Below are 26,997 nucleotides of genomic sequence, written 5' to 3' on the forward strand. Positions count from 1 at the left end.
GATGATCGAACGCCTTTTCCGGTGGTTCGGTGGCAGGAAGGCACGAAGCTTCACACCGCGCTCGGAAACCAGCCATCTACCCGGGCTCGCGCTCGAGACGCTTGAGCCCCGTTATCTGTTGTCTGCCGATATCATGCCCTTTGCGGTGGACATGGTCGGTGATGGCGGCGCTGACTACAGCCTGCGCTATGACAACCTGATCCAGGCGGTCCAGGTTTACGACAACAGGTCGAGCCTCCTCGTTGCGCAGCGGAATGCCGCGGAAATCGACTATATCCGGGTGACCGGCACTGCTGCGAACGACACGCTGACAATCGATTTCGGCACGGATTTCCTTCAGGCGCTCGATATCGATTTTCAAGGCGGCGACGGCGACGACAGGCTCTCGCTGACCGGCGGCGTGTTCGATCTCGTCGAGTTCGCGGTCGATGGTGCAGGCTCCGGTGTGTTTACCGCCGCAGACGGCGAGATCAGCCATCGGATCGGTATCGGTGGCGTCTCGACCGTGACCGATGCGACAACCGCGCAGGAGCGGATCTTTGCCGACATGACGGGCGAGGGGCAGACTCTGCGTCTCAGCGATGCCGGCACGCCGGGAGACGGGTTCTCGACGCTTGACAGCATCAATGGCGGCGCGCTGGTGTCCTACACCTTCGCTTCGCCCAATCTGAAGCTGACGATCGACACCGGCGCCGGCGACGACACCTTCGTCCATAATGGTTTCGACAACGCCGTTTCGGGCAAGGTCCTGCTGAGCGGTGGGGCCGGCAGCGACGCAGTGATCGGACCGCCGGAAGATACCGACTGGAACATAACCGGATTGAATTCCGGCAACGTTTCAGGGGTGTCCTTCGTCGAGGTTGAGAATCTCAAGGGTTCTGCCGACAACGAGGACACCTTCTTCGTTTCAGCTGGCGGCGGTCTGACCGGCGTCATGGACGGTGGTGCCGGCGGCTTCGACAGTCTCGTTCTCGATGGCGGCTTCTTCCATTCCGTCACCTACGTTGCGACCGGTCCCGCGTCCGGCACGATCACCCGCGATGGTCAGGTTCTGCGCTACGATGGCCTGGAGCCGATCACAGATAATACGGTCGTCGCCGATCGTATTATCGCGACCAGCGATTTCGACGACGAAGCAAGGCTGAAGGATAACGGTGACGGCACTCTGACGCTCGAGTCGCTGTCGCTTATCCCGACCTTCGAGAAGGTCACCTTCGCCAAGCCCACCAACAGCCTGACAATCAAACTTGGCGCCGACCTCGGGATCCCGCTGCTGTCGAAGGATGTCCTAACGGTTACCGGTGTCAATCTAGGGGCTGCAAGCTTTACTGTTTTTGGCGAGAACGCTGCCGATACAGCTGGCGATGACGGCAAGGACGAAGTCTTCATCGAGGGGACGAACACATTCGGCGCCTTGGCGGTTCATGTCGAAAAGATCACGGTTTCAGGTAATGTCTCGGCGACGACGGTCACCCTTGTGGCGCTCGCCGAAGACGACGGCAAAATCACCGGCGGCGCCTATTTCGCGACACCCGAGGCGATCATCGACGTCAGCGGCGCGACCATCACCGCCTCTGGCGCCGTGCAGATCTCGGCGACGGCGGATGCGACCGTTTCGGCTTCGACCGCGGAGGTTGGTCCGCTCGAAGGCGTCATCGTCACCGTTCTGCCGGAGGCGAGGATCAGATTTGACAACAGCACGTTGACGGCCGCGAGCCTGACGGCCGGCAGTTCGGTCAGCGTTTCGCTGACCGCGGCCGACGAAGGCGATGCAAGCGAGAACGACACGACCAAGGATGCCGCGGTTTCCGTGACGGTTGTTCTCAGCGATTCCATCACAGAAGTTCTGGGCGGCAGTGCTTTCAACATATCCGGCTCCGTTTCTCTGACCGCCGACACCCAGTTGGCACTGACGACAACCGCGGATGGCGGCTCGGGCTCCAAGGGCGCGAGCGTTGCCGTTTCGGAAGTGAACGCGACGACGCGCGCCTATATGGCGGGCAACTCGTCGCTCAACGCCAATGGCGGTAACTTGCCCGATTCCGTCGCCTTCAGCGCGACTTTGACCAGCAATGTCAGCACCACCGCGATCTCCAGCGCCGGTGGTTCGAACCAGGGCGATGGCACGAGCGAATCCGAAAAGCGGCTCGCCGACCCGAACCAGGACAGCAATACCTCGGACAAGGCGGCGACCAGCGGCGGCGACATCACCTTCGCAGGTGCCGTCACGGTTTCCGATTACCGGACAACGACGGAAGCCTATCTCGACAGTTCCACCCTCGTTTCCGCAAGCACACTTGCCTTGACGGCGACCTCCACCGAGAGCGTCACGGCAGCCGCCGACGGCTCGGCTACGGGCAGCGCCGGGACCGGCGTCGGCGTGGCTGTCGCGCTTGGCATCGCCGATGTAACCACCCGTGCCTATGTCGCTGGAACGTCGGATCTGACGGCGAGCGCCGTCAACCTCAATGCCACGCTGAATGCCGGCGACAGCTTTGTCGTGACGGCGGAAGCCGGTGCGGGCGGCGCCGAAACCAATGTCGCCGGGGCTCTCGCGATCAACATCATCATGACCGACGTCGAAGCCGTGATCGAGGCCGGTGCGACGGTCGATCTCAATGGCGCGGATCTCAGCCTCACGGCCTCGTCGACCACTCACGCCGAGACGGCCGCCACCCCCAATGGCGATGATCTCGGTGAAGCCGGCGAGACCGGCATCGGCGGCTCGGTAGCTCTTGTCGTCATCGACAACAATTCCATCGCGGAGCTCGAAAACGGTGCGACGGTCACGGCCGCAGACGACGTGACGCTTTCGGCAACCGGCAGCCATGAATCCGAGACGACGGCGGAAGCCGGCGGCACCGGCGGCAGCACCGGCATCGGTGGCGCAGTGGCGATCGACGTGATCGACAACACCACCCGCGCCTCGCTCGGGACAGACGATGTCGAGCTCGACATAACCGGTGATTTCTTGGCAACGGCGACCCATCATGGGCTGAGCACAACCACGGCTGACGGCACGGCGATCGGTTCGACCGCGGTCGGCGCCGCGATTGCGCTTGCCTTCGTCGACAACCGCGCGATTTCGACCACGAACCGCAATCTGCGTGCCGACGGTTCGGTCAGCCTGTCGGCGCTCGGCGATGGCTCCAGCAAGGCGGACGCGAAAGCCAGCGCCAAAGGCGCCGACAAGAACGACGAATCCGCCGATGGCAACACCAAGGCCGATCAGCAGAAGCAGAAGCAGGTAGACTTCGCCAACAGCAAATCCGGCGATGCCGACAACACGAGCCAGACCGCCAACACCGGCGGTGGCAGCGGTGGCGATGTCGGCGTCGCGGCCGCCCTTGCGATCAACGTCTCCGACAGCGAAGCGCTGGCCAGCATCGCCATTGGCCGCAACGTGACGGCTGGCGACGGCGCCGGAACCGGCGGCGTGAGCCTGCAGGCGAAGAACAACATGGATGCTTCGGCCATCGCCGATGGCAGCGCGACGCTCGAAAGCGAAACCTCGGGCACGGCGGTCGGCGCCGCCGTGGCGATCAACGTCGCAGACATGAGCAACAGGGCGATCATCGGCAACGGTGCGGTCGTCAACGCCGACGGCGGCGTCATCCTGTCTGCCACCATGAAGAATGTCGGCGGCGACCAAAAGAACGTCTTCGAAGCGCATTCGACCTCCGGCGCCAGCGGCGGCGACACCGGCGTTGCCGGATCGTTTGCGCTCAACGTGTCGGATGCGACCGCAGAATCGGCGATCCGGCCTTTCGCCAGCGTCACGCTCAGCAGCGACGACGCTTCGCTGACGGTCTCCAATACTTCGGAAAGCAGCGCGGTCGCCGAGGCGGATGCCGAGAGTGCCAGCACCGGCGTCGGAGCCTCCTTCGCCATCAACGCAGCCGACAACACGGCATCGGCCAAGGTCGAAAATTCCGTGGTCCTCACAGGACTCGACGACCTGACGCTCAGCGCCACCGGTAGCCACAAGACCACCACGACGGCGGAATCCGGGGCGACTGCCGAAGATGGTACCGGTGTTGGCGGCGCTATCGCGATCACTGTTGCCGACAATGTGACGGAGGCAAAGCTCGGCACCGGAGGCCTTATCGACCTTGACGGCGCCTTCGCCGCGACCGCGACCCACCATGGCGACAGCACGACTTCGGCACTCGGCGACGCAATCGCCGGGAATACAGCGGTCGGCGCCGCTATTGCGCTTGCGTTCGTCGATGACAGCGCGACTGCGAGCACCGCCCGCAACATCACTGCGGATGGCAATGTCAGCTTCTCGGCCCATGGCGATGGCGCGAGCAAGGCCGAAGCTACAGCCAGTGCCGCGGGTGCGGACAAGGATAAGGAAAGCGACAGCGGCAACACCACCGCTGACGACCAGAAGAATAAACAAAAGCAACTTGCCAACGAGAAATCGGGCAAGACGAACACGGGTGACAAGTCCGCAACGAGCCAGGGCGGTACCGGCGGGGGCCAGGTAAGCGTCGCCGCAGCGCTCGCCCTCAACGTTTCCTCGTCGCTCGCCGTCGCCTCGATCGGTGATGGCGTCACGATCATTGCGGGGCAAGGTGCGGGCACCGGAGCGCTTCAGCTCCAGTCCTCCAACAACATGAATGCCAGTGCGACGGGCGACGGCAAGGCGACGACCACGAGCAGTGGCACCGGCGTCGGTGTCGCCGTTGCCATCAACGTCGCGACCATGCGCAACGAAGCTTCGGTCGGCGCCGGCGCGCACATCATGGCCGACGGCCTCACCGCTTCGGCGACGATGAAGACGGTCGGCGGCAATGCCGAGCACAATTTGGGTGCGAAATCCACGTCAGGTGCGAGCGGCGGCGAAACCGGCGTGGCGGGCTCGTTTGCGTTGAGCGTTGCAACCACCAATACGCTCGGCACGATTGGGCTCGACCACGGCGGTGGCGGCACGACGTCTGTGACGCTCACTGGCGGCAACGTCAGCCTGCAGGCAACCAACACAACCAAATCGACGACAGAAGCGACGGCCCATGGTGCCGGCAGCGGCTCAGGAAGCACTGGCGTCGGCGCATCGATAGCGCTTGGTATTTCGCTCAACACGACCTTCGCCGGGATCGAAAACGGCGAAACGATCAGCGGCAACACCGGCAACTTCCAGGCTCTTGCCACCTCGAACGATACGGTCACCACCACGGGAAAGGCGGGCGCAGCCGGCAACACTGCTGTCGGTGGCGCAATTGCAGTCGCCTACGTGGATAATGACACGGATGCACATATCGGCTCGGGTGCTGGCGGTGCGATCACGCTGACCGGAAATCTCGCCGCGCAGGCGAGCCATGCCAGCACGATCCACACGCTCGGCGACGGCGAAGCGGCCGGCAGCAATGTCGGCGTCGGCGTTTCGCTCGCTTTGAACATCGCCGAAGTGACCAACGATGCCTTTGTCGGCAGGAACTTCTCCGGCGCCAACAATGTCAGTGTCACCGCCACGTCGACTTTCGACACGAAGGCAGAGTCCAAGGCGAGCGCCAAGGGAAATGATACCTCGAAGGCGAACTCCGACCAGGAGAGCAGCAACCAGACGAACATGGCGCAGAACCAGAGTGGCGGATCGAAGGCACCGACCCAATCTGGCAGCAGCAGTCTCGGCACCGCCGATAGCAAGAGCACGAATGAGACGGGTAAGTCGACACAGGGCGGGACCAGCGTCGCCGCAACGATCGCCGTCAACTTCCTCGACGCCGACAACACCGCGACGATCGCAAGCAATGTCGTGATCGGGTCTTCGGGCGCGATGGAAATCGCAGCGACCATGACCACCGACGCGCGTGCGCTCGGCACGGCGACGGCGACCAACACGAGCGCCAATACCGGCGTTGCCGCCGCTGTCGGCCTCAATATCGCCTTGCTCGACAATACCGCGCAGGTCAATTCCGGCGCCGATCTTACCGCCGGTTCGATCAAGGTGCGGGCAATCACGGCCGATGGCGAAAGGAATACCTTCCAGGCGCGGGCACTGGCAGGCGCCGTCTCGAAGAACACCGCCGTCGGCGGCTCCGTCGCGATCAACTATCTCGACGTCAATTCGAGTGCTATCATCGGCAACAACGCCGATCTCGACGCCAACGCCGGCGGGATCGCTATCAATGCGGTCAGCGTCAACGAGATGCAGAGCATCGCCGGCGGCGCGGCGCTGAGCCTCAATGGCGGCACCGGTGTCGGCGTCGCGGTTTCCATCAATATCGTCAACGATCTCAACACCAAGGCCGACGTCGGGACCGGCGTCGATGCCGAGGCGAGCGGCGCGATTGGTGTCACGGCCCATGCCGAACTGCTGCCGATTACGGAGAGCATTCCTGTCATCGGCAATCTGGCGGTGACCAGCTTTGCTGCCGGCGTTGCGGCAAGCAACGGAACGGCGGTGGGCGGTTCCTCAAGCGTCAACGTCGTCTTCATGGAGACGCATGCCTTCATCAATGACGGCTCCGATTTCGACGGCAATGGCGGGGTGACCGTCGAAGCGACCGATATCTTGACCATGGTCAGTGGTGCTGGCGGCATCGGACTGTCCGGCGGCAGCAATGCCGGTGTCGGCATCGGCCTCGACGTGAATGTCATCATCCGCAATACCAGCGCCTGGGTCGGCGGAACTGCGGATCTCGGTGCCATTGCCGGCAATATCCTCGTCAACGCCGATTCATTCGACACCATCACCTCGATTGCAGCCACCTTCGGATTGAGCCTCAGCGGCTCCGGTGTGGCGGCCTCGGTGGGTGTCGTCGTGCTCGACAGCTCGACCGAAGCCTATGTCGAGACGGGAACAGCACTCGACAAATCCGAGCTTCATGCCGGCGGAAATGTCTCCCTCAAGGCAACCGGTGACGCCAAGATCTTTGCGCTCGCCGGCGGCATCGCCTTCGGCCAGGGTGCCGGCATCGGCATCGGCGGCACGGTCTTCGTTCACATCGACGATGTGAAGGCCGAGATCCGCGGCCACGCCGACGTTGAAACCGGCGGACCCGTTGGTCTCGATGTTTCGGCGATTTCGACTGAGGACGTGACCACGATCGCCGCCGCCGGTGGAGTATCGACCAGCAGCGCAGCCGTGGCTGGTTCTGTCGCTGTCACGGTGCTGACGGAAACGACGATCGCGCGCATCGGCTCGAATACGGCGGTCACGGCCCAGTCCGGTGCAAACGATCCGGGTGTTGCCGCCTACGCCTATGACGAGACGGATCTCCTGACGGTTGCGGGATCGCTTGCTGCGTCCGGCGGCAGCGCCGCAGTTGGCGCCGGCGTGAATATCGCGACATTGATCAAGACCACGCAGGCATCGATCGATTCCGGCATGGATATGGATGCCGATGGCAACATCAAGGTCGAGGCAACCAGCAACGAGGATGTCGGCTCCTTCTCGGTCGCAGCCGGCGGGGCCTCCTCAGCCGCGATCACGGTCTCGGCGGATGTGTTCATCTTCGACGTGAAGACTCGCGCCTTCATCGGCGACGATCCGATCGACGGCATTGGCAATGCGGGCCTGACCGACGTTCGCGCCCTTGGCAGCGTGCTGGTGCAGGCGGTCGATGAAACGGAGCTCGATCTGATCGTCGGCGGCGTTGCCGTTGGCGGCAGCGCCGGCGTCGGTGTCGCAGCCGGTGTGGCCGTCGTCACCAAGACGACGGAATCGTTCATCGGTGAAGACGCGCGCGTGACCGGCGAGGGCCAGCACAGCGTGGCTGCACGCACCGGCCGGTTCGACATCAGCTTTGCCGGATCGCAAAGCATGGGCGATGGCTATGACCCGCAGACCGACGGCCAGGTCAGCAAGGACAGTCTCGAAGCGGGCGTGCCGATCAAGCAAGGCGGCGGCGGCCTCGGCCAGTTCAATGACCTCGACCAGGATGAGAGCGATGACGGTACCCCAACCGATCCAGGCTTGACCCAGCAGCGGACGGCGACGGCCGCCGTTGATGGCGGCTTCCGCGGCGTCGCAGTTTCGGCAAGCACCAAGGACGATATCGAAACGGCGGCCATTAGCGTTGGCGGCGGCGGGTCCGTCGGTGTCGCCGTCGGTGCGGCGGTCAACGTACTCAACACGACGACGACCGCGCTGATCGGGGAAGGCGCCCGCATTAATCAGGACATGAGCGGTGGCGGCAATGGGGCGCAGTCGGTCCTAGTCGCTGGGGCCAGCGATTTCAGCCACCTCGGCGTTGGCGCCGGTGCGGCCTTCGGCGGGTCGGGTGCAGCCGCTCCGGCAGTCGACGTGTCGGTCATTACCACGAAAACGAAGGCGACTATTGGCGACGACACGCTCGTAGACGCGAACAATGATGTAGCGGTCATCGCTACTGCGAAGGAAAAGGTTCTCGTCGTCTCCGCCGGGCTTGCGGTAAGCGGCGCCGTCAGCCTCGCCGGCGGCGTCTCGGTTGTCTCGCTCGATGCCGATACGTTCGCGCGCATCGGGGATTCTACGGTTGAGGCCGGCGGCGATGTCGCCGTCATGGCCAAGGACGACTCGCAGTTCACCATCGTTTCCGGTGCGGTCGCCATCGGTCTCGCCGGCGGTGGTGCCGCTGGCTCCGTTGGCGTCGTCAACGTCACCAAGGATACCGAGGCAACGATCGGCGAAAACGCGACGATCGACGCGCGCGCCAACGGCGCGGGTATCTCGAACGTGCTCGACGGCCAGATCACGACCAGCGGCGGCGATCCGACCGGTTTCTCCACGCTTTCCGGTGAGGCGCACGGCGTGATCGTCCAGGCGCAATCGTCGGAAATCGTTACGCATATCGCCGTTGCCGGCGCCGGCGGGCTCTATGTCGGCATTGCCGGTGCGGTCAGTGTGACAATCATCGATTCCGACACTTTGGCCGCCATCGGCGCGGGTGCCGCGATCAACCAGGGCTTTGCAGACTATCAGTTGCATCCGGGCAATGTCGGCCTCGGGCAGGGCGTTTATGTCAACGCCGCCAATGATGTCCGCATCACGTCCTTTGCCGGCTCGGCTGCCGTCGGCTTCGTCGGCATCGGCGGTGGCATCGATTTCGGCAGCATCAAGAACGACACCACAGCCTCGATCGGCGCGAATGCTGACATCCTGGCCCGCAACGATGTCGCTGTCAGTGCAGACTCGATTCAGGTCCTCAAGGGCTTCGCCTTCAGCGGCGTCGGCGGCGTTGTTGGCCTCGGTGCGTCGGTCTCGGTCTGGTCGATCGGACAGGATTTCAAGGACGATTACGCCAACGAGAAGGAAGGCACGTCGGGCGATGCCACCACGGGCGGCGGCGACAATGCGGCCGCCGATGCGGGCGAAAAGACCGATGGCGGCGTCGGCGAATTGACCGGCCAGATGACCGGTTTCAGCGGCGACGGAAACTCCCGCACCGCGGACTCCCGTGTCAGGGACAACATGCAGGGTGCATCGGACCGGCTGAACGACCCGTCGTTCTTCTCGGGCGCGGACCTCGATGCCGCGTTGATCCCGACGAATGAGGAGCACGGTACCACCGCCACGATCGAAGCCGGTGCCGATGTCGAGGCCGGCCATGACATTCTGGTCGTCTCGCGCCAGAACATGAAGGTCGATCTTCTGATCGGCAACGCTGCCGCGGGCCTCGTCGGCGCCGGCGCAGCCGTGACCGTGCTCAACGTCTCCGGACAGGTCAAGGCAAAGGCCGGCGGTAACCTCAGCGCCGGCAACCAGATCAAGGTCGAGGCTGAGCTTGACGAAGAGGTCGATGTGACGACCGTCGCCTTCCAGGGCGGGTTCGTCGGCCTCGGCGCATCGGTCATCGTCATCAACGATACCAGCCGCGTGCAGGCCCGCCTGCTCGATGGAACAGTGGTGGATAATGCCGCCCTGTTGTCGGTCAACGCTTCGAACACGCAGGACTTCGACGTCACGACGACAGGCATACAGGTCGGCGCAGTGGCGGCCGGCGCCTCCTATGTCGACCTCAATATCGGCGACACGGACGACAGCACTATCGAATCTCTGGCGACCATCGGGGCTGGCAGCCAGATCGGCCAGACCGACACGGTCGGTGCGATCACTGTGCATGCGGACTCGACCGTCGACGCCAAGGCGGAGACCTTTGCGCTCGCCGGCGGTGCGCTCGGCCTCTCGTTCAATTTTGCGCTGATCGATGTTGAGACCAACATCGAAGCATCGATCCTTGGCGGCGCAAACATCGATGCCACCGGCACCGTGACGCTGGAAGCGCTTTCGAGCCACAATGCCAAGGGCGATGTTTTCGCGCTCACCATCGGTCTCGGCGCGGTCGGCACGAGCTTCGTGACGGTGAATGTCGTGCCGACGACAAGTGCGCTGATCGGTGGCAATTCGACTATTACAGCCGGCGGCATCGTCATGCTCGCCTCCCACAATTTCGTCGGCGAAACAGCGACGGATCGTGGCGCCAAGGCCTTTGCCGAAGCCTCGGGTGGCGGCCTGTTCAGCGGCCAGGGCGCAGTGCCCACCGCCAAGGCCAACGCCATCGTCAGTGCTACGATCGGCGCGGGCGGCAGCCTGACCATTACCAACGACATCGATATCAAGTCGCGCCTGCGCAACTACGCCGTCGCCAACACCGAGGCGAATTCCTTTGGTGCGGCCGCTGTCGGTGCAACCGATGCTGAAGCGACCGCTAACGGCCAGTCGAACGCGGCGATGAATGCCAATATCGTTTCGGTTCGCGACATCGGGGTCGACGCGCTTGCGATCAACGGCGCGCTCGCCGTTGCGGAAGCGACAGGCGGCGGCGTCCTCGGGGCGCTGACGCTCAACAGCGCCACGGCAACCGCAAGCCCGTCCTCCGTTGCGGCGACCATCGGCAACAATACGTCCGTTCAGTCCGCACGCCATATCCGGCTCAAGGCACTCGCCAACACCGAAGGGGATTCGAAGGTCGTCGGCGTGACGATCGGCGGCATTTTCGGCGCCGGCGATTCCGATGCCACGACCAATGTCAGCCCGACCGTCTCCAGCACCATTGGCACTGGCAGCGTCATCAATGCGACCGGCACGGTTTCGGTCGAGGCGATTGCCGCGCCCATTCCAGGCACGCAGCCCGACTATGCAGTCGTCGACGCCGATGGTGTCGCCAACACCATCACCGTCAACAACCATGGTCTCGTGACCGGCGATACCGTCGAATACGATGCCGGCAGCGGTGGCGCGGTGATCCCCGGTCTTAACTGGCCCGATCCGCAGGATCCGGCGGTCAACCGTCAGTACAACGTCATCAACGTCATCGATGGCGGCAATGTCGACCCGAACAAGCTATACTTCGGCTCGACTTTCAATGCCGCAAGCATCGATGCCGAAACCGAGATTATTACTTTCCAGGGTGCGCATAACTTCATCAGCGGCGATGCCGTGCGTTACTATGCCGGGCCCGACGAAACGGTTAACAGCTTCGGCCTGACAGAAGGAAATCTCTACTACGTATTGGTTATCGACGAGTCCCATATCAAACTGGTCAATACGCATGACAAGGCGGTCAACCCGCAAAACTACTTCAAGAACTTCCAGCCCGACGACATCGCCGGCAATCAGATCACGATCTCCGGTCATGGGTTCACCAATGGCATTGCCGTCACCTATGACGCGCCCGACGCCAAGACCTTCGTCAGCCGGCAGGTCGATGTCCATCCAACGGCACTCAATCCCGATGGCTCACCGATTGACGACGGCACGCAGAACAACATTCGCTTCTTTGACGACAACGGCAACGCGCTGAACCATGGGTTCAGCGAGGGCGAGCACGTTGTCTACAACGTCGAAACGGAAACGGGAGCGCCCGGAACGCCGATCGGAGGGCTGTCCGATGGCCAGACCTACCGTGTCCACGTCGTCAATTCGACGACGATCCAACTGAAACGCAATGACGTGGTCACCGAACAGGTTCAGTTCGTCCGCAATGGGGCCGGCGACCGGATCATCCGTACCGATGGCGAGAACTGGGCCGATTTCGGTTTTGGAACTGGTACTCTGTTCATCAGCGGCGCCGGTGCCAACAGCGGTACCTACACCGTTACCGGCGTCAGCGGCAGCACGCTGATCCTGTCGGTCGTCAACAGCGTTACTGAAACGACGCTCACCAAGACCTTCGATCAGTCGATCATCACGCTCACGCCCAACAAGGCGAAGACTGCCGACGACATCCATTCGCTGATCAACGCCAAGAATCTGCCAATCGGCGGGCTCGAAGACGGCAAGACCTATTATGTCCGTGGCGTCAGCGGGCCCGGCGACGATACCTTCGAACTGTGGGACGCGCCTTCCGGCGGCACGCAGATGACGTTGACGCCGACAGGGCTTTCCGGCCCCTACGCCAACCATCGCATTGGCGCGCTGGCCGTCGACATATCGAGCGACAGCACGAGCGAGCAACAGCTTCGGATCGACATCAACGATGCAGTGACGTCGGTAGCTGGCGGCCAGTTCCTGTTCGGCCCAGGCGAGGTCTCGCTCAGCGAAATCGCGCCGCAGTCAGGCGACGGCGTATCCTCGGCCTATTCAAAGGGTTCCGGCGGCGGCTTTGTTGGCGTCAACGGCAATGACGCCAATATCACCAGCAATCCGAACGTGACCGCCACGATATCGGCGACGCTTGTAACGACGAGCGGCGATGTCTCGATCACCACGTCGGCCACCACCAATACGACGGCGCACGCGGTCAACGGCACCGGCGGCTTCGTCGCCGTCGGCGACGCGGATGCCAACAGCTACCAGGACATCAACAGTGTTGCCTCGGTTGGGGACGGCACGCGCATCGTCGCCGGCAAGAACTTCACCGTTGCATCCAGCACCAATGCCAATACCGGAGCCTCGTCGCATGCGAGCGCTGGCGGTGCCGTTGGCTTGGCTTCGCCGACGACCGTAGTCTGGATCGAGTACAACAGTGCCGCGACGATCGGCGCCGACGCGATCGTCGTGGCCGGCGAACTGGCACGGCTAACCGCCTATTCCGAAGCTGGCGTTTCCGCCAAGTCGACCGGTTCAGGCATCGGCTTCGGCGGAGATGGCGACGCCGTCACGCATGTCTATATCGGTGTTGCGGATCCGAACCCCGATCCGGATCAGGCCGACACGATTGCAACCCTCGGCGACCGGGCGGTCCTGAATGCCAAACGCGCCGTTGCCAGCGCGAAAGTCGGGCGCTTCGACGTCTTCGCCGGCAGCGACGGCCGCGGCGCCGGCTTCTATGGCGAAGGCCAGGCCGAAAGCACCATAACGGCCCGGCCGAAAGCGGAAGTGCACATCAATGCCGACGCCGAACTGACCGGCTGGGAGGGCGTCGACCTCGTCACCCGCTACGACAACGTCAAGACTCATGCCAAGTCCTATGCCCGTGCCACAGGCCTTTTCGGCTTCGTCGATTCCGATGCGCACAACGACACCGACGTGGCGTCGAAGATATTCGGCGCCGCCGGCGCTCTGGTCACGGCCGGCCCGCGCGACAATGCGGATGGTGTTCTCGGCCATCCGGATTATCCGCAGGAGCCCGCGGCATCGAGCGAACACCTGGCGCTCTATGCTTCCACCGTCAACGGCTCGATCTCGCAGACGGATGACGCCGACCACAGCAAGCGTTCGCTTGCCGCCGGCGGCTCCGATGGCAGCAGCCCCGACGACCGGCCGCAACAGATCGACTTCAATTCGGATGTCCTCATTCTCTCCGGGCGCTCGCCAGAACTGGTTGTCAAACAGCTCGTCATCGGTGCTGACGGCCAGATCGACGTCGCGGTCGAGGTGACCGTCAACGATAGCGCCAGCGGTGGTGGCAGCAGCGAAGGAGAGGGCGATACGATCCAGAGCGCCGACATCGTCGTCAACGACATCGTCAATCCTGGCCCGGGCGACGTCGTCTTCGATTCCGACACGATGGTCGGTTCCGGCGGCACCTGGACGTTCCGCGATACGCTGCAGCGCGTCACGATCCGCAACGAGTCCGACAAGGACATCATCATCAACAACATCGACGTGGTAACCGACGAGCAACCGCTTGCCTGGCTGAACCCGTCGAAAGCGGTGACGCTTACGTTCAATATCGAGCGCGAGGTGGCGCCGACGCTGATTGAGATCACCGACACGGGCGGCCGGTCGGATATCTATATCAACGGCACCATCGAAAACCCGATCGGGACCACCTCGATCGTCAATACCGACGGATCCGTTTTCGCCACCAACGATCGCGGTGTGCTCGGCAGCGACGGCCGGGAATCCCTGATCCGCACGCACATCCTCAATATCCGGGCGGACGAAAACGTCGGCACGACAGGAAACCGCGTCAACATCGACATCGTCGACAGCGCCGGCCTGCCGCAGCTTGTCAGCTTCGATACCGGCCGTGTCAGCGGCTTGACGGAGCAGATCTTCCTCGGGCACGAAAACCGCTTCTATACCGGCCAACTCGTGCGCTATGACGCGGTCAGCACGGCGATCGGTGGGCTCGTCGATGGCGGCTACTACTATGTCATCGCTTCGTCCGATGGCCTGAGCGTTAAGCTGGCGAGCACGCTGGCGAATTCCCTCGCCGGTGTCGCGATCAATCTTTCGCCGAGCGGGCCGCTCACCAACCAGCACAGCCTGATTGCGGCGGAGACATTTACCGTCGATGCCGTCCAGAACATCAACCTCGACCTCAAGTCCCTGCTGCGCGAAGATCTCGGCGGCGGCTACTACATTGTCGAAATCGACCGGATCAGCGCCGGCGATAGCGCCAATGTGCTGCTACAGGCGAGCCTCGAGCAAAGCGGCGCAGGCGCCTCGGGCGGCGTGCTCGTCAAGGCGCCGAGCCAGGCAGCCGGGATCACCCATTACAACTTCTTCCGGCCGGACAGCGGCCTTCCTGAAGAGCTGAGCCGCGGCGTTTTCGGAACCGGCAACACGCCGATCGCTTCCACCTACGACTTCCGTGGCATTGATCCAGCTACCGGCAATCGGACTCTGCCCGGCCTCCAGGCCGGAGCGGTCACCAGCGGTGGCGATATCATCGTCGCTGCAGCAAATCCCGATCCCGGCGCAACGACGATCAATGTCCTCGGAATCACCGAAATCACCGGAAACGGCGATATCGATGTGGTGACCAACGGCTATATCGCCTTGAGCGAAAAGACCGGCGACATGCGCGTCGAGCGGATCAAGTCGACCGCGTCGGACGTGCTGCTCTATTCGCCGCGGCGCATCATCGATGCGCGGGGCCTCACGGAAGGCGATGTCGAAGCCGATGTCGCCGGCCGCAACATCACCATGGCCGCCGGTGTCGGTCTCTTTAACCCGAACCATGCACAGGTCGCTGCGCAGGTTCTCAACCCGACGCTGCTCGACATCAACTCGCCGCTCGGCGGCATCGGGCTGCCGACCGATTTCCTCGAGATCAACGTCGACATCCGCAACGGGGTCGGCGGCCTGGGCGTGCTGAGGGCATTCGACACGACCGCCGACAGCACACTCGGCATCTTCCTCGATGAAGTCGTCGGCGACCTGCTCGTCCACACGGTCCATACGACGCGTGACATCTCGCTGCGTACCGTCGCCGGCTCGATCCTCGACGCTCGCAACAACGGCGCTGGCGACGATTTCGCTGACCTGCTCGGCCAGAGTATCGATCTCGACGCCAATGGCGGCGGCTCGATCGGTGCCTTCAATAACGACCTGGAGATAGATTCCTCACGCGGCTCGTCGAACGACGACGTCGCCCTCGAAGCCGACAACAACATCTATCTGGCGGAAGCACCCGTTAATCCCGGCGAGAGCGCCGGCAACCTCAGGCTCGTGCTCGCCCATACCTATGACGGCGACATTCGCATCACCGTTCGCGAGACGGCGGTCCAGGGCGAGAACCTCGACCTGCTGCACAGCGGCAGCGCACGCTTCTCCGAGGACGGCCTCACCTTCCCGACCTTCCAGGCTGATGCCGAGCGTCTCATCCCGCATGGCCAGATCTTCGCCGAGAAGGGCAATGTGCAGTTGCGGGTCGGCGACAACGTCACACTCGATTCGAACAGCGAGATCCTGGCGGCGAAGCGGATCGACATCTATGGCGACGTCACCGCCTTCGACGAGGCCATCACCCTGCTTGCCAATGCCGATATCGGCTTCGGTTCGGTCATGCTGTTGCGCGGGCGCATCATCGCCAATGCCGCAGTAACGCCCGGCAACAAGAGCAATGGCACGCCTGTTGGTACCGCTGCACCAAAGACGGCTGCGCCTCACGCCACGAATCTGACCTGGATCTTTGGCAATACCGATGTCGATACCATCCAGTTCGGCGATCCCTCGGGCGCCGGCGGCACCAACAGCCAGGGGAGCCCCGGCTATATCTTCCTCGGCTCGAAGACGCGGGCCTATGGCAGCCAGACGCTTGATCCGACGGTTGCCGACGGCGAAGATCGCTTCACGGTCTACTACCTGCAGGATACAGCGACGCAGACATCGCCCAACATGACGACAATCGCCGAGCACACGCTGACGCTCGACGGCGTCTCCGGCAGCGATCTCTATGAGGTCTACACGCTCGGCTCGAACAATCCGGGCCGCGGCACGGCCGGCACGGACTTCAACCGCAACTACGTCATCAACGTGCTCGATACCGGGCGCTCCAACGACGGCGTCGATGCGCTGAACGTCTACGGCTACAACTCGGCATTCAACGGCAAGGACGGCGACGGCAACAAGCCGATCGACGACATCTTCCTGCTGCGCGGTGCGAACTATCTGCCGCATGAAACGGCCGATCGCCCGGCCTATGTCGCGATGGTCTATGGCCAGCCGACCACCTATGCGGACACGATCGAAGACAACGAACCGTCGAACGAGAGCGCACGCATCAACTACGACACGGCCCTCAATGGTCGCGTCACCGTCGAAGGCCTCGGCGGTAACGACAACTTCTATTCCGATGATACGACGGCGATCGTGTCGCTTCAGGGCGGAGCGGGGGACGACTCCTTCCAGATCGGGCAGATCTTCGGCAACAAGCGCACCGACGATCCGGAAAACGGCGTCACGCCGTTCTTCGGCGGCGGCCTGCTCGCCCAGGACGTCTTCCCGGACATGGTTGCTACGACACGCGGCTGGCTGAGCCCCGGCATCAGCGCGCCGCTGGTCGCGCAGGGCGGAACCGGCAACGACGAGTTCCGTGTCTATTCGAACCAAGCTGAGCTGAGGCTCGAAGGCGACGACAACAACGACCTGTTCATCGTGCGCGCCTTTGCGATCGCCGCTGTTGCCAACCAGGATTGGAATGGCGACGGCACGATCGACCAGGACGACCTGCCGGCTGTCACGCTCGACACCAATGGCGACGGCGTCATTAACTTTGCCGATGCCGATTCCACGCCCGACGACTACACCGACGACGTGATCGTGCGCGACGACCAGGGCGTTGCCATGCCGATCATCGGGCTCGGCTTCTCTGTTGCGCGGGCGCCCGACATCCGCGCCGGTGGTGGTGAGGACGAGGTCCAGTACAACGTCAATGCTCCGGTTTCCGTCGACGGCGGCACGGGCTTCGACAAGCTCGTCATCCTCGGTACGGAGTTCGCCGACGACTTTGCGATCACCGAACGTGGCATTTTCGGCGCCGGTCTCAATGTGCGCTACACCACGATCGAAGTGGTCGAAGTCGATGGTCTCGAAGGTGACGACGAATTCTTTGTCCAGTCGACCGCCTTCGGCGTTGCCTATCGCGTCATTGGCGGCCTGGGATCCGATACGATCAACGTCACCGGCGACGTGACCGAAGACATCGTGACCCGCGAGCTCGAAGGGGCCTCCGGTGCTGTCGATCATCTCGTCACGTCCGGTGACGCGCTCTACGACGGTGTGCTGATCGACGGTTTCGACTACAACGTCGCTTCCGGAGAAGAGGGCATCATCCGCATCGACGAAACCGGCGGCTTTACTGCCGTGCGCGAAGGCGGCCCGGTCAATGTGGACAGCTACACGGTGAAGCTGGCAATCGCTCCGCTCGCCGGCCAGGTGGTCTATGTCACCGTGTCTGCGGCACGCTCGCCGCAGGAAGAGGAAGACGGCACACTGTTGAACCCAGCGCCCTTGCCGAACGGCCTTGGCGATACGGTCTGGCTGTCCACCGTCAACCCCGGCGGAACCGTCACCGACAGCGACTTCCAGCATGTTGTCATGGTCAACGGCGTACCGCAGATCATCAAGGATCGCGCGGTCGTGCTGCGGTTCGACAGCAGCAACTGGATGAATCCGCAGATGGTCTACGTCTATGCGCCGGACGACCCGCGGGCAGAAGGCGACCGCGTGGTCGTCATCCAGCACAGCGTGATTTCCGATCTGAGCGGCGTTGATACCAATGTCATCGACATCGATGCCGAATATCCCGACGGCGACCCCTTTGACGCGGCTGACGTCCGTAATGTTGAAGTGCTGGTCAGGGACAACGACACACCCGGAATCTATGTCACCGAGGTGGCGCCTGGCACGAACATCGAAGACGGCCGGTCGCTGGTCATCGAAGGCAGCCCGACGACCCAGTTGACGGACGAGATCCTCGTTCAGCTTTCGACGGCGCCGGAAGTGGGTGACATCATCGTCGTCAAGCTCTTCCTCAACGAGGCGAGCGACGAGGATATCCAGATCTTCGATGTCGACGATCCGACGAACATCTTCAACTCGGTCGGCGACCGCATGTACAAACATGCCGACGGCTACTGGCGGCTAACCTTCGACCATACCAACTGGGATGACCCGGTTCGCATCGGCGTTCAGGCGCGTGACGATATCCCGCGCGAAGATCCGCATACGGCGGTCATCTACTTCCAGCGCGACGACGTTCTGACGACTGACGCCGACCACGACTATGTCTTCCCGAATCTGCGCTCCGGCCCCGGCTATGTCGACATTGAAGTCATTGACAACGACACGGCCGGCGCCGTCGTGCTCGAAAGCGGCGGCACGACGCTGCTCAATGCCGATGGCAGCGACACGGACGACTACACGATCCGGCTGACGAAGGCGCCCAGCACCACCGTACAGGTCGCGATCGTCACCGATGGACTGGCGGATGTCGTCAGCGTCAACGGCGTCGCCGTCACACCCGGCTCGGGCTATACGGTGATCGGCGGGCTCCGGCCGACGCAGATTTTCGACGGCAACCTCGTCTTCAGCAATGACGGCCTCAACGGCAAGATTACCCGCGGCACGGGCGCCGATCTCGGCAGCTTCGTCGATGAAGGCTTCTTCGTCGGCCAGCAGATCCGCGTCGGCAACGCCGGCGGCAACAGCGGTGACTATTACATCACCGCAATCGACACGGTCGACGGCAAGTTCATCAAGGTTGACCGGACGTTCGGTACCGGCGGCCAGCTTGCCGATGTCATCCTCTCGGACCTCGCCAGCGATGGCGCCTTGACGGGCAATATCCAGTTCCATACGGTCATCGAGGACGGCACGCCCACCTATCGGATGACGATCGCCGGCCTTGCCGACGATGCGGACGGCTGGCTCGCCTATGGCTTCCTGGAAGGCCAGTGGATCCGTGTCTTCGACGCCGCCGACAACGTTATCGGCAACTTCAAGATCGCGATCATTCGCGGCGAGAACGACACCAAGGATGCCACGATCCAGATCACCTCGGAGAACGCTGGACTGCTGCCGGTCGGCAGCACGCTAGCGGGCGTCAAGGTGCTGCGCACCGCGGCGGTCGCGACGTTCAATCCGGGGAACTACTATATCCAGCAGACGGTCGTCCTGCAGGCGGACGACAACTACGACATCCCCGTCACGCGCGAAGGCGTGAAGGTCTTCCCGGCTTCGGGACATTATCTCTCGAAGCTGCGCGGACCGCTGGCTGTTGAAGGCGGCCCGACGGGCGCTGACCGTTCGCTGGAAAACGGCCTGAAACTGCCGGGTGAAGCGGACGACTTCCTGATCGCCATCGGCGCCCAGCCGCCGGAATCGCAACAGATCGATGTCCTCAACATCTTTAACGACACCAGCAAGGAAGATGTCGACGGCGTCATGACGCAGACGACGCTGACCGGCTTCAACATGGCCGATGATCTGAGCCTCGGCCTCGGTGTCACCGGCGACCCGACCTTCGGCGAATCGGGCTTCTTCCCGGGCGGCATCAGCTTCGGCAAGATCAGCGTCGGTTCTGACGGCCAGTTCGGCACCAATGCGACGCAAAGCACCATCGAGGTCGTCAATCTGATGCTCGGCGAGGGCAATGATGGTCTCGTCATCCAGGGCACGCTCGATCCGGCGCCCTCCGTTCAGGTCACCAATAATTTCACGGTGACGCCGAACGGCAGCAACGGCGGCACGATCGTGCGCGCGGGCTTCGATTGGAAGTCCATGGGCTTCCTCGTCGGCCAGACCGTGAAGATTGCGGGGCAGGTGGGCACCTGGACCGTGGTCGCGATCAACGACGCCCTCATCGATCCGCTGCATCCGGAAGAAGGCGCCGACCCGAACGACAATTCGATCCTGGTTCTCAGCGGCCCATCGCTCGCTGGCGTTGCCAGCGGCGCACTGACCATCACCGCGATCGACAAGGACGTGATCACCGTCAACAAGTCCGTCGACATCGCCCAGACGATTGCCGGCGGGATCATCGTGCGCACCGATGGAGGCTCATGGACCGGCTTTGCGGTCGGCGATTTCATCACTATCGACGAGGACTTCGCGAAGGGTGAATACCAGATCGTCTCGATTGTCGGCTCGACGATGCGCGTCACCGGCGGTCAACTCGCGCTCGTCAGCGACGCGCCCCGGACTATCAACCGCATCAACCCGGTCACCGACGCGATCCTGCAAACGGTGGTCACGGATGTCAGTATCGATCCGACCTATACCGGTGGCATCGTCACCCGTCAGGACGGCATCAAGTGGGCGGATGAGGGTTATCTTGCCGGTCACCTCATCACCATGGTCGATGAAAACGGCAAGCGCGACTTCCGCATTATCGAGATCTCCGATGACGGCTTCTCGCTGAAGCTAGAAGGCGCGCTGCTCGCCACGCAGAACGATGCGGTCAAAAGCTTCTATGTGCAGGGTGCTCATGGCGGCCTGACGCTCGTCCACGGCGGCGGCAACATGTACCTCGAAAGCGCCGGCAAGATGAACATTGCCAGTGCCGGCGGTGGCTCGCTCGTCGTGACCCGCCTCGATGGGCGCGACTGGTCCGAAGACCGGTACCAGGTCGGCCAGGTCATCCAGCTTGAGGGCGAGACCTACACCCGGACGATCCTTGCCATCGTCGACGCGACCCTTCCGCCGCCGCCGAACTCGGCCCTGACCTGGGGCGATCTCAGCGCCCTGGTATTGAGCGCGCCGAACACCCACATCGGACAGGGGGCCGGCGTCTCGCTGGCGGCCGATGCGTTCAACAGTTACGCCGAACGCTCTCTGCACGTCGCCGAAGCACGCACGATCACGGCTTCCGGCACGATGAACGTTGCCACCAACAGCCTGACGCGCAGCGCCGGGAGCTGGCAAGCAGACGGCTTCTATGTCGGCCAGAAGGTCTATGTCAGCGGCTATGCCGGACCGTTCACGATCCAGGCGCTGACCGCCGCGGTGATGACGTTGCAGAACGTGGCGTTGACACCGGCAACGGGCGTCCAACTGACCGTGTTCGGCTATGACACAACGCTCGATGGCGGCAAGCGCGTCGGCGGCGACTACATCAAGGTCAATGGCGGCGCAGGTCCGAACTCGCCGCTCGTCATCTATGGCGACACCAGCCAGGACGGCATCTGGTATTCCGGCCAGGCACACAATGTGCTCGGCATGGAATTCGGTGAAAAGCCGTTCGATCCCTTCCCGCAACTGCAGGATGGCGAGAACGAAGACGATGAATGGGTCTTCCCGCTCGCCAACCCCTACAAGCTCGCCGGCAACGACGTCATCGACGCCAGCGCACTGTTTGCGGGCGTTGGAGGGGGGAGTCTGCCCAGCGTCGGCCTGACGATCTATGGCGGCGCGGGCAACGACACGATTTATGGCAGCCAGGCCGGCGATCATCTGGCCGGTGGTTCCGGCGACGACCTGATCATCGGCAACCGCGGCGTCGATCATATCTATGGCGACAGCGGCGTGAACGTGAACATCTTCACCCGCCAGCTCTTCATCGACACGGTCGACAACAGCCCGTTGCCTTCCGCCAACCCGAACACCGACACCAACGGCACCACGATCAAGCCGGTGAAGTCGGCGGTTCGCGACCTCATGCAGGCCGGCCGTGACTTGATCTTCGGTGATGGCGCATCGCATCTCGGCTACGGACCGAGTGCCGTTGCCGCAGCCGGTGTGCTCGGCGACTTCGACGACATCATCTTCGCCGACCATGGCGTCATCGAGATGTTCGTGGACGATCCGAACCTGCCGTCCGGTCTCAAACAGCGAATCCAGACGACCGAGCTCGTGCTCGTGACGGCGATCAAGTCGGCCGAGCTGCAGAACGGCGCCGACGATATCGTGTTCGGCGGGCTTGACCGCGATGTGATCGTCGGCGGTGCCGGCCATGACATGCTGGACGGCGACCAGCAGGACGATCGCATCTTCGGCGACAACGTCTACCTCACCCGCCAGGGCGGCGCGGACGGCAACTTGCTGGACGACACATTCAGCAAGCGCTTCCAGACCTTGGCCGGCGCGCTGCTCTACAGCCGTACGGATCGGCCGATCCCGGGTGGCTTCGGCACCGTCACTGGCGACAACAGCGGTCTCCTCTTAGTCGACGGTATCGCACGCCGTTACCGCGACCCGGACGGCGCGCCGTGGTGGAGCGAGTATGCGGTCGACTATGCGACCCTTCACACCTTCGCCTTCGACCAGGGAGCTGCCGGCGTTGGTAGTTTCGGCAACGACTACATTGCCGGCAGCGAAGGTCATGACGAAATCTTCGGCCAACTGGGTAATGACGTCATCCAGGGCGACGGCGGTATCGAACTTGCCTTCGCCGGCACGTCGCATGTCGGTGCCTCCCGGACGTCGGGTGGTGTTGTCGATCCGATCGGTCCGTTGACGGTGATCGCATCCTTTGCTGCTGCGAGCGATGGCCAGGACTACATCGAAGGCGGTGGTGGCGATGACCAATTGTTCGGCGGCCTCGGCCAGGACGACCTGGTCGGCGGCTCGTCCTCGTTCTTCAGCCTGACCGATGCAAATGCACGGCCTGACGGCGACGACTACATCTTCGGCGGTACCGGCGGCGAAATCGACCGGAACGACCTCGACCTTCCGGGCGACGGCACCCTTGCGGCTGCGCGTTATGCCCGCGATGCCGACACCATGGTCGGCGACAACGGTAATATCGTCCGTATTGTCGGGATCAATGGCGTCGATATCAACCCCAACGGGCTGGCAAACCAGCAGCTCTACGTCCGGTACAATTACGATGTGAACGATCCGGCCCGCGCCGGCGCCGAACGCATCGTCGTCCGCGGCGTGCACCTTCTCGACTACACACCGGGCGGCCCGGATTTCCGTCCTGACCTGTTCTCGAAGACGAACCCGAACGACGCGGCCTATCGCAACGAATTCGGTCTGTGGGCGAAGAATGACATCGGCGGCCATGACGAATTCCACGGCGAAACCGGCGACGACATCGCCTATGGCGGCGGCGGCCACGACCGCATGTTCGGCGATGCCGAGAATGACGATCTGATCGGCGGTTGGGGCAATGACTGGATCTCTGGCGGTACCGGCCAGGACGGCATCCTCGGCGACGACGGACGGATCTTCACGAGCCGCAACAGCGCTACCTATGCCGAGCCGCTTTACGGCGTCCTGGCCCTCCTTGCCACCGACCCGGATACCCGCACCAGCCAGGGCGACGTGCTCAACGAATTCATCTACACGCCCGGGCAGGTGCAGACCGAGACGATCAATATCGGCGGCCAGCTGAAGAAATCGGTCGACCTCACGCCCTATAACCTGAAGCCGAATGCTCAGGGCGCGGATGATCCGCTGTTCGACGCCAATGTCGTCGACGACATCATCTTCGGCGGTCTCGGCGACGACTTCATCCATGGCGGCGCCGGCGACGATGCCGTCGGCGGCGGCGAAGCCCTGCCGCTCAGCTACACCCAGCGCTTCGAAAACGGCGTCGTGGTCGGGCTGGTGCGCACCGATTTCACACGGCCCTGGAACCCGGGAGACATCCTGCGCTTTGGTGCCGATACCGATCCGTGGAACGCACCGAAGCCGGTTCAGAGTAAGCTCGGCGAATTCTTCCTCTATGACGAATACGATCCGCGCCGGACGATTCTGTTCAATGCTGACGGAACCGCCTGGAAGTCGGGTGCTGCGCCGACCCAGTTCCAGTATTTCCTCAACCTGGTCGACAATGAGGGACCGTTGGTCAACGGCGCGATCGCGTTCTCGCCCAACGGCACGCCGATCGCCTTCGCCGACCGCAATACGGACGGCAGTGACGCCATCTTCGGCGACCTCGGCAACGACTGGATCGTCGGCGGCACAGGGCGCGATCACATCTATGGCGGCTGGGGCAATGACCTCATGAATGCCGACGATGTGCTTAGCACCAATGGCTGGATGAACGACCAGCCGGAAACGCATCCGGTCTACGAGGATCGTGTCTTCGGCGGCGCCGGGCTCGACATCCTGATCGGCAACACCGGCGGCGACCGCCTGATCGATTGGGTCGGCGAGTTCAACAGCTATCTCGTGCCGTTCGCTCCGTTCGGCATCGCGACGGTCAGCCGTCAGGTGCCGCCGCAGCTCTTCGACTTCCTCTATGCGCAAGCCTTCAGCGATGGTGTCGACATCACCCGCACGGCCGATACCGGAAGCGTCAATGGCAGTGACCAATACAGCCATGTGTCGCAGTTCCAGGGCGGGGTCGAAGGCGAACTTGGCCTGGTGACCCAGAAGGATCACGGCATCTGGCAAGACCAGACCGGCGGACCGACTGATCCGCAACCGGGCAATATCCCCGGTGGACGACGCGACGTTCTGCGCACGGCCGACTTCAACGACGGCACGCTTGACGTGTTCGCCGCCGACCAGGGCAAGTTCTCAGTCTCGAGCGGCATGATGTCGGTCGAATCCGAGACATCGTGGGGGCAGGCGGCGGCGGTCTTCTATGCCGACCAGTACCTGCCGATCTATTTCGAGATCTCGGCCAAGATCACCGCTCAGAAGCCTTTGGCGGGCTGGAAGGCCAACGCCTATGTCATCTTCGACTACCACTCGCCGACCGACTTCAAATGGGCTGGTATCAACATCTCGAATGACAAGATCGAAATGGGCTACCGCGACGCCAGCGGCTGGCACCAGGTCGCCCAGTCGAACAAGCCCGTCCAGTTGAAGGCTGGCATAACCTATGACGTGCTCGTCGCCGTCAACGGCACGAACGTCACGGTGACGGTCGCGGGTGTGAACTGGTTCGGCTACACCTTCGCGCCCAGGATCGAGGATGGCGTGCCCGTGGGCCTCAACCGCGGTCTGGTGGGCGCCGGCAACGATGGCTCCAAGTCGAAGGTGGACAACTTCTCGGTTCAGATCCTGCCGCCAAACCTGTCGCTTGACTATACCGACAACTTCGACGCAACCAGCCGGTTCCCGATGAGCGGTACGGCGGCCACGGGCTGGACCGTCGCAGGTGGTCGCTTCGTCGGCGCCGCCGGTGCTTCCATCAGCACGTTCAACCTTGGCACCAAGCTCCGGGCGGACTCCTACCTCGAACTCGAGGCCAAGCTACTGACGGCGGGCACGGGCGGCATCGTCTTCGACAGCTATGGTCCGAACGACTACAAGTTCGTCGCCCTCGATGTGGCCAACGACAAGGTCCTTGTTGGCCACGTCAGTGCCAAGGGCGGCTACAAGGTCGATCAGTCCTTCAGTCGCGTCCTTGATGTCGGCGTCGACTATACTTTGAAGGTGATCTTCAAGGGGGCGGCGGTCAGCATTCAGGTGAACGGCGGCCTCGTCGGCACCTATGGCTTCAATGCCGCACTGGTCGATGGCGGCTTCGGCACGATGTCACGTGTCGGATCAAGCTCGTTCGATCGCTTCCTGATCCGTACCAACGATCCCGCCTTCAACACGTCGACCAATCTGCTGGCGGCGACCGGCGACACGACCGTCGCCGGTGGTGAGATCACGAGAGGACAGGCACTCTCGGTGCTCGACGATGCCGTCGCCCTCTGGGCGAAATCGGGGCTGCTCGATGCATCAACCTTGGCGCGCCTCGGCACGATCGATCTGCAGATCGTCGATCTCGAAGGCGACCGACTGGCCGAAGCCGTGTTCGGCGCAATCAGGATCGACCGCAACGCCGCCGGACGGGGCTGGTTCGTCGATCTCACGCCGCAGGATAACGAGGAGTACAGCCTTGTCGACGGTAAGTGGCAGGCGATCGGTGGCGGCCCAGCCGCGGGACGCTTCGATCTGCTCTCGGTCCTGCTCCATGAAATGGGTCACGAGGCCGGATTGGTCCACTCTGCCGACGATGCTGTCGGCGGCGTCATGGCCGAAACGCTTGAGGTCGGCGAGCGCCGGTTGCCGCTGCCGGCAACCCAGTCCGAAACGCGAAACGACGCCCAGGTGTTCGATGAGGAGTTGGGTCTGTTCGTAACCCCGACTGAGCGACGGCTGATGAAACTTGCCGGCATCAGCGCCTCGGATCTCCATGTCCCAGGGGTTAGCGAGGCGAACGAGACAGCCGCGGCATCCGGCTGGGCCGGAAGCGGCAGAGGCGCTCTGGCGGCCGCGTGGCAACCGGCAACGGGCGGGGGCGATGGCATAGTGCGCTTCGGCAGCAGCGACGAGAAGTCATGGGTCTTCGACGAGGCAACCGGCACGTTTGTCGACCCAACGGCTTGGACACAGGTCGGAGATCATGCCGCCAAGACTTCAGGCGCCGGTGAGAATGATGCGGATACGAGTGAGCAAGAAGTGTTGAACGGCATAATCGAGTGGGAGGCCCGAAAGGGACTGCTTTCTCGACTGGTCAGTCTCTTTGGAGGGCGCTAGCGTGCGAGTAAACTGTCTGGCCA

Annotated in this window: 1 protein-coding gene; it reads left to right on the forward strand. The window is 63.1% G+C overall.

Annotation, left to right across the window (positions count from 1 at the left end):
- Nucleotide 1 precedes the first annotated feature (1 nt).
- Entirely contained in the window at nucleotides 2-26,974 is a 26,973-nt protein-coding gene (locus ACN9MO_RS21350; RefSeq protein ID WP_425987662.1) for an LEPR-XLL domain-containing protein, read from the forward strand.
- The last annotated feature ends 23 nt before the right edge of the window (nucleotides 26,975-26,997 follow it).

Origin of the sequence: Ensifer sp. R-19 (genome assembly GCF_049905105.1) — a bacterium.
Classification (GTDB): domain Bacteria; phylum Pseudomonadota; class Alphaproteobacteria; order Rhizobiales; family Rhizobiaceae; genus Ensifer.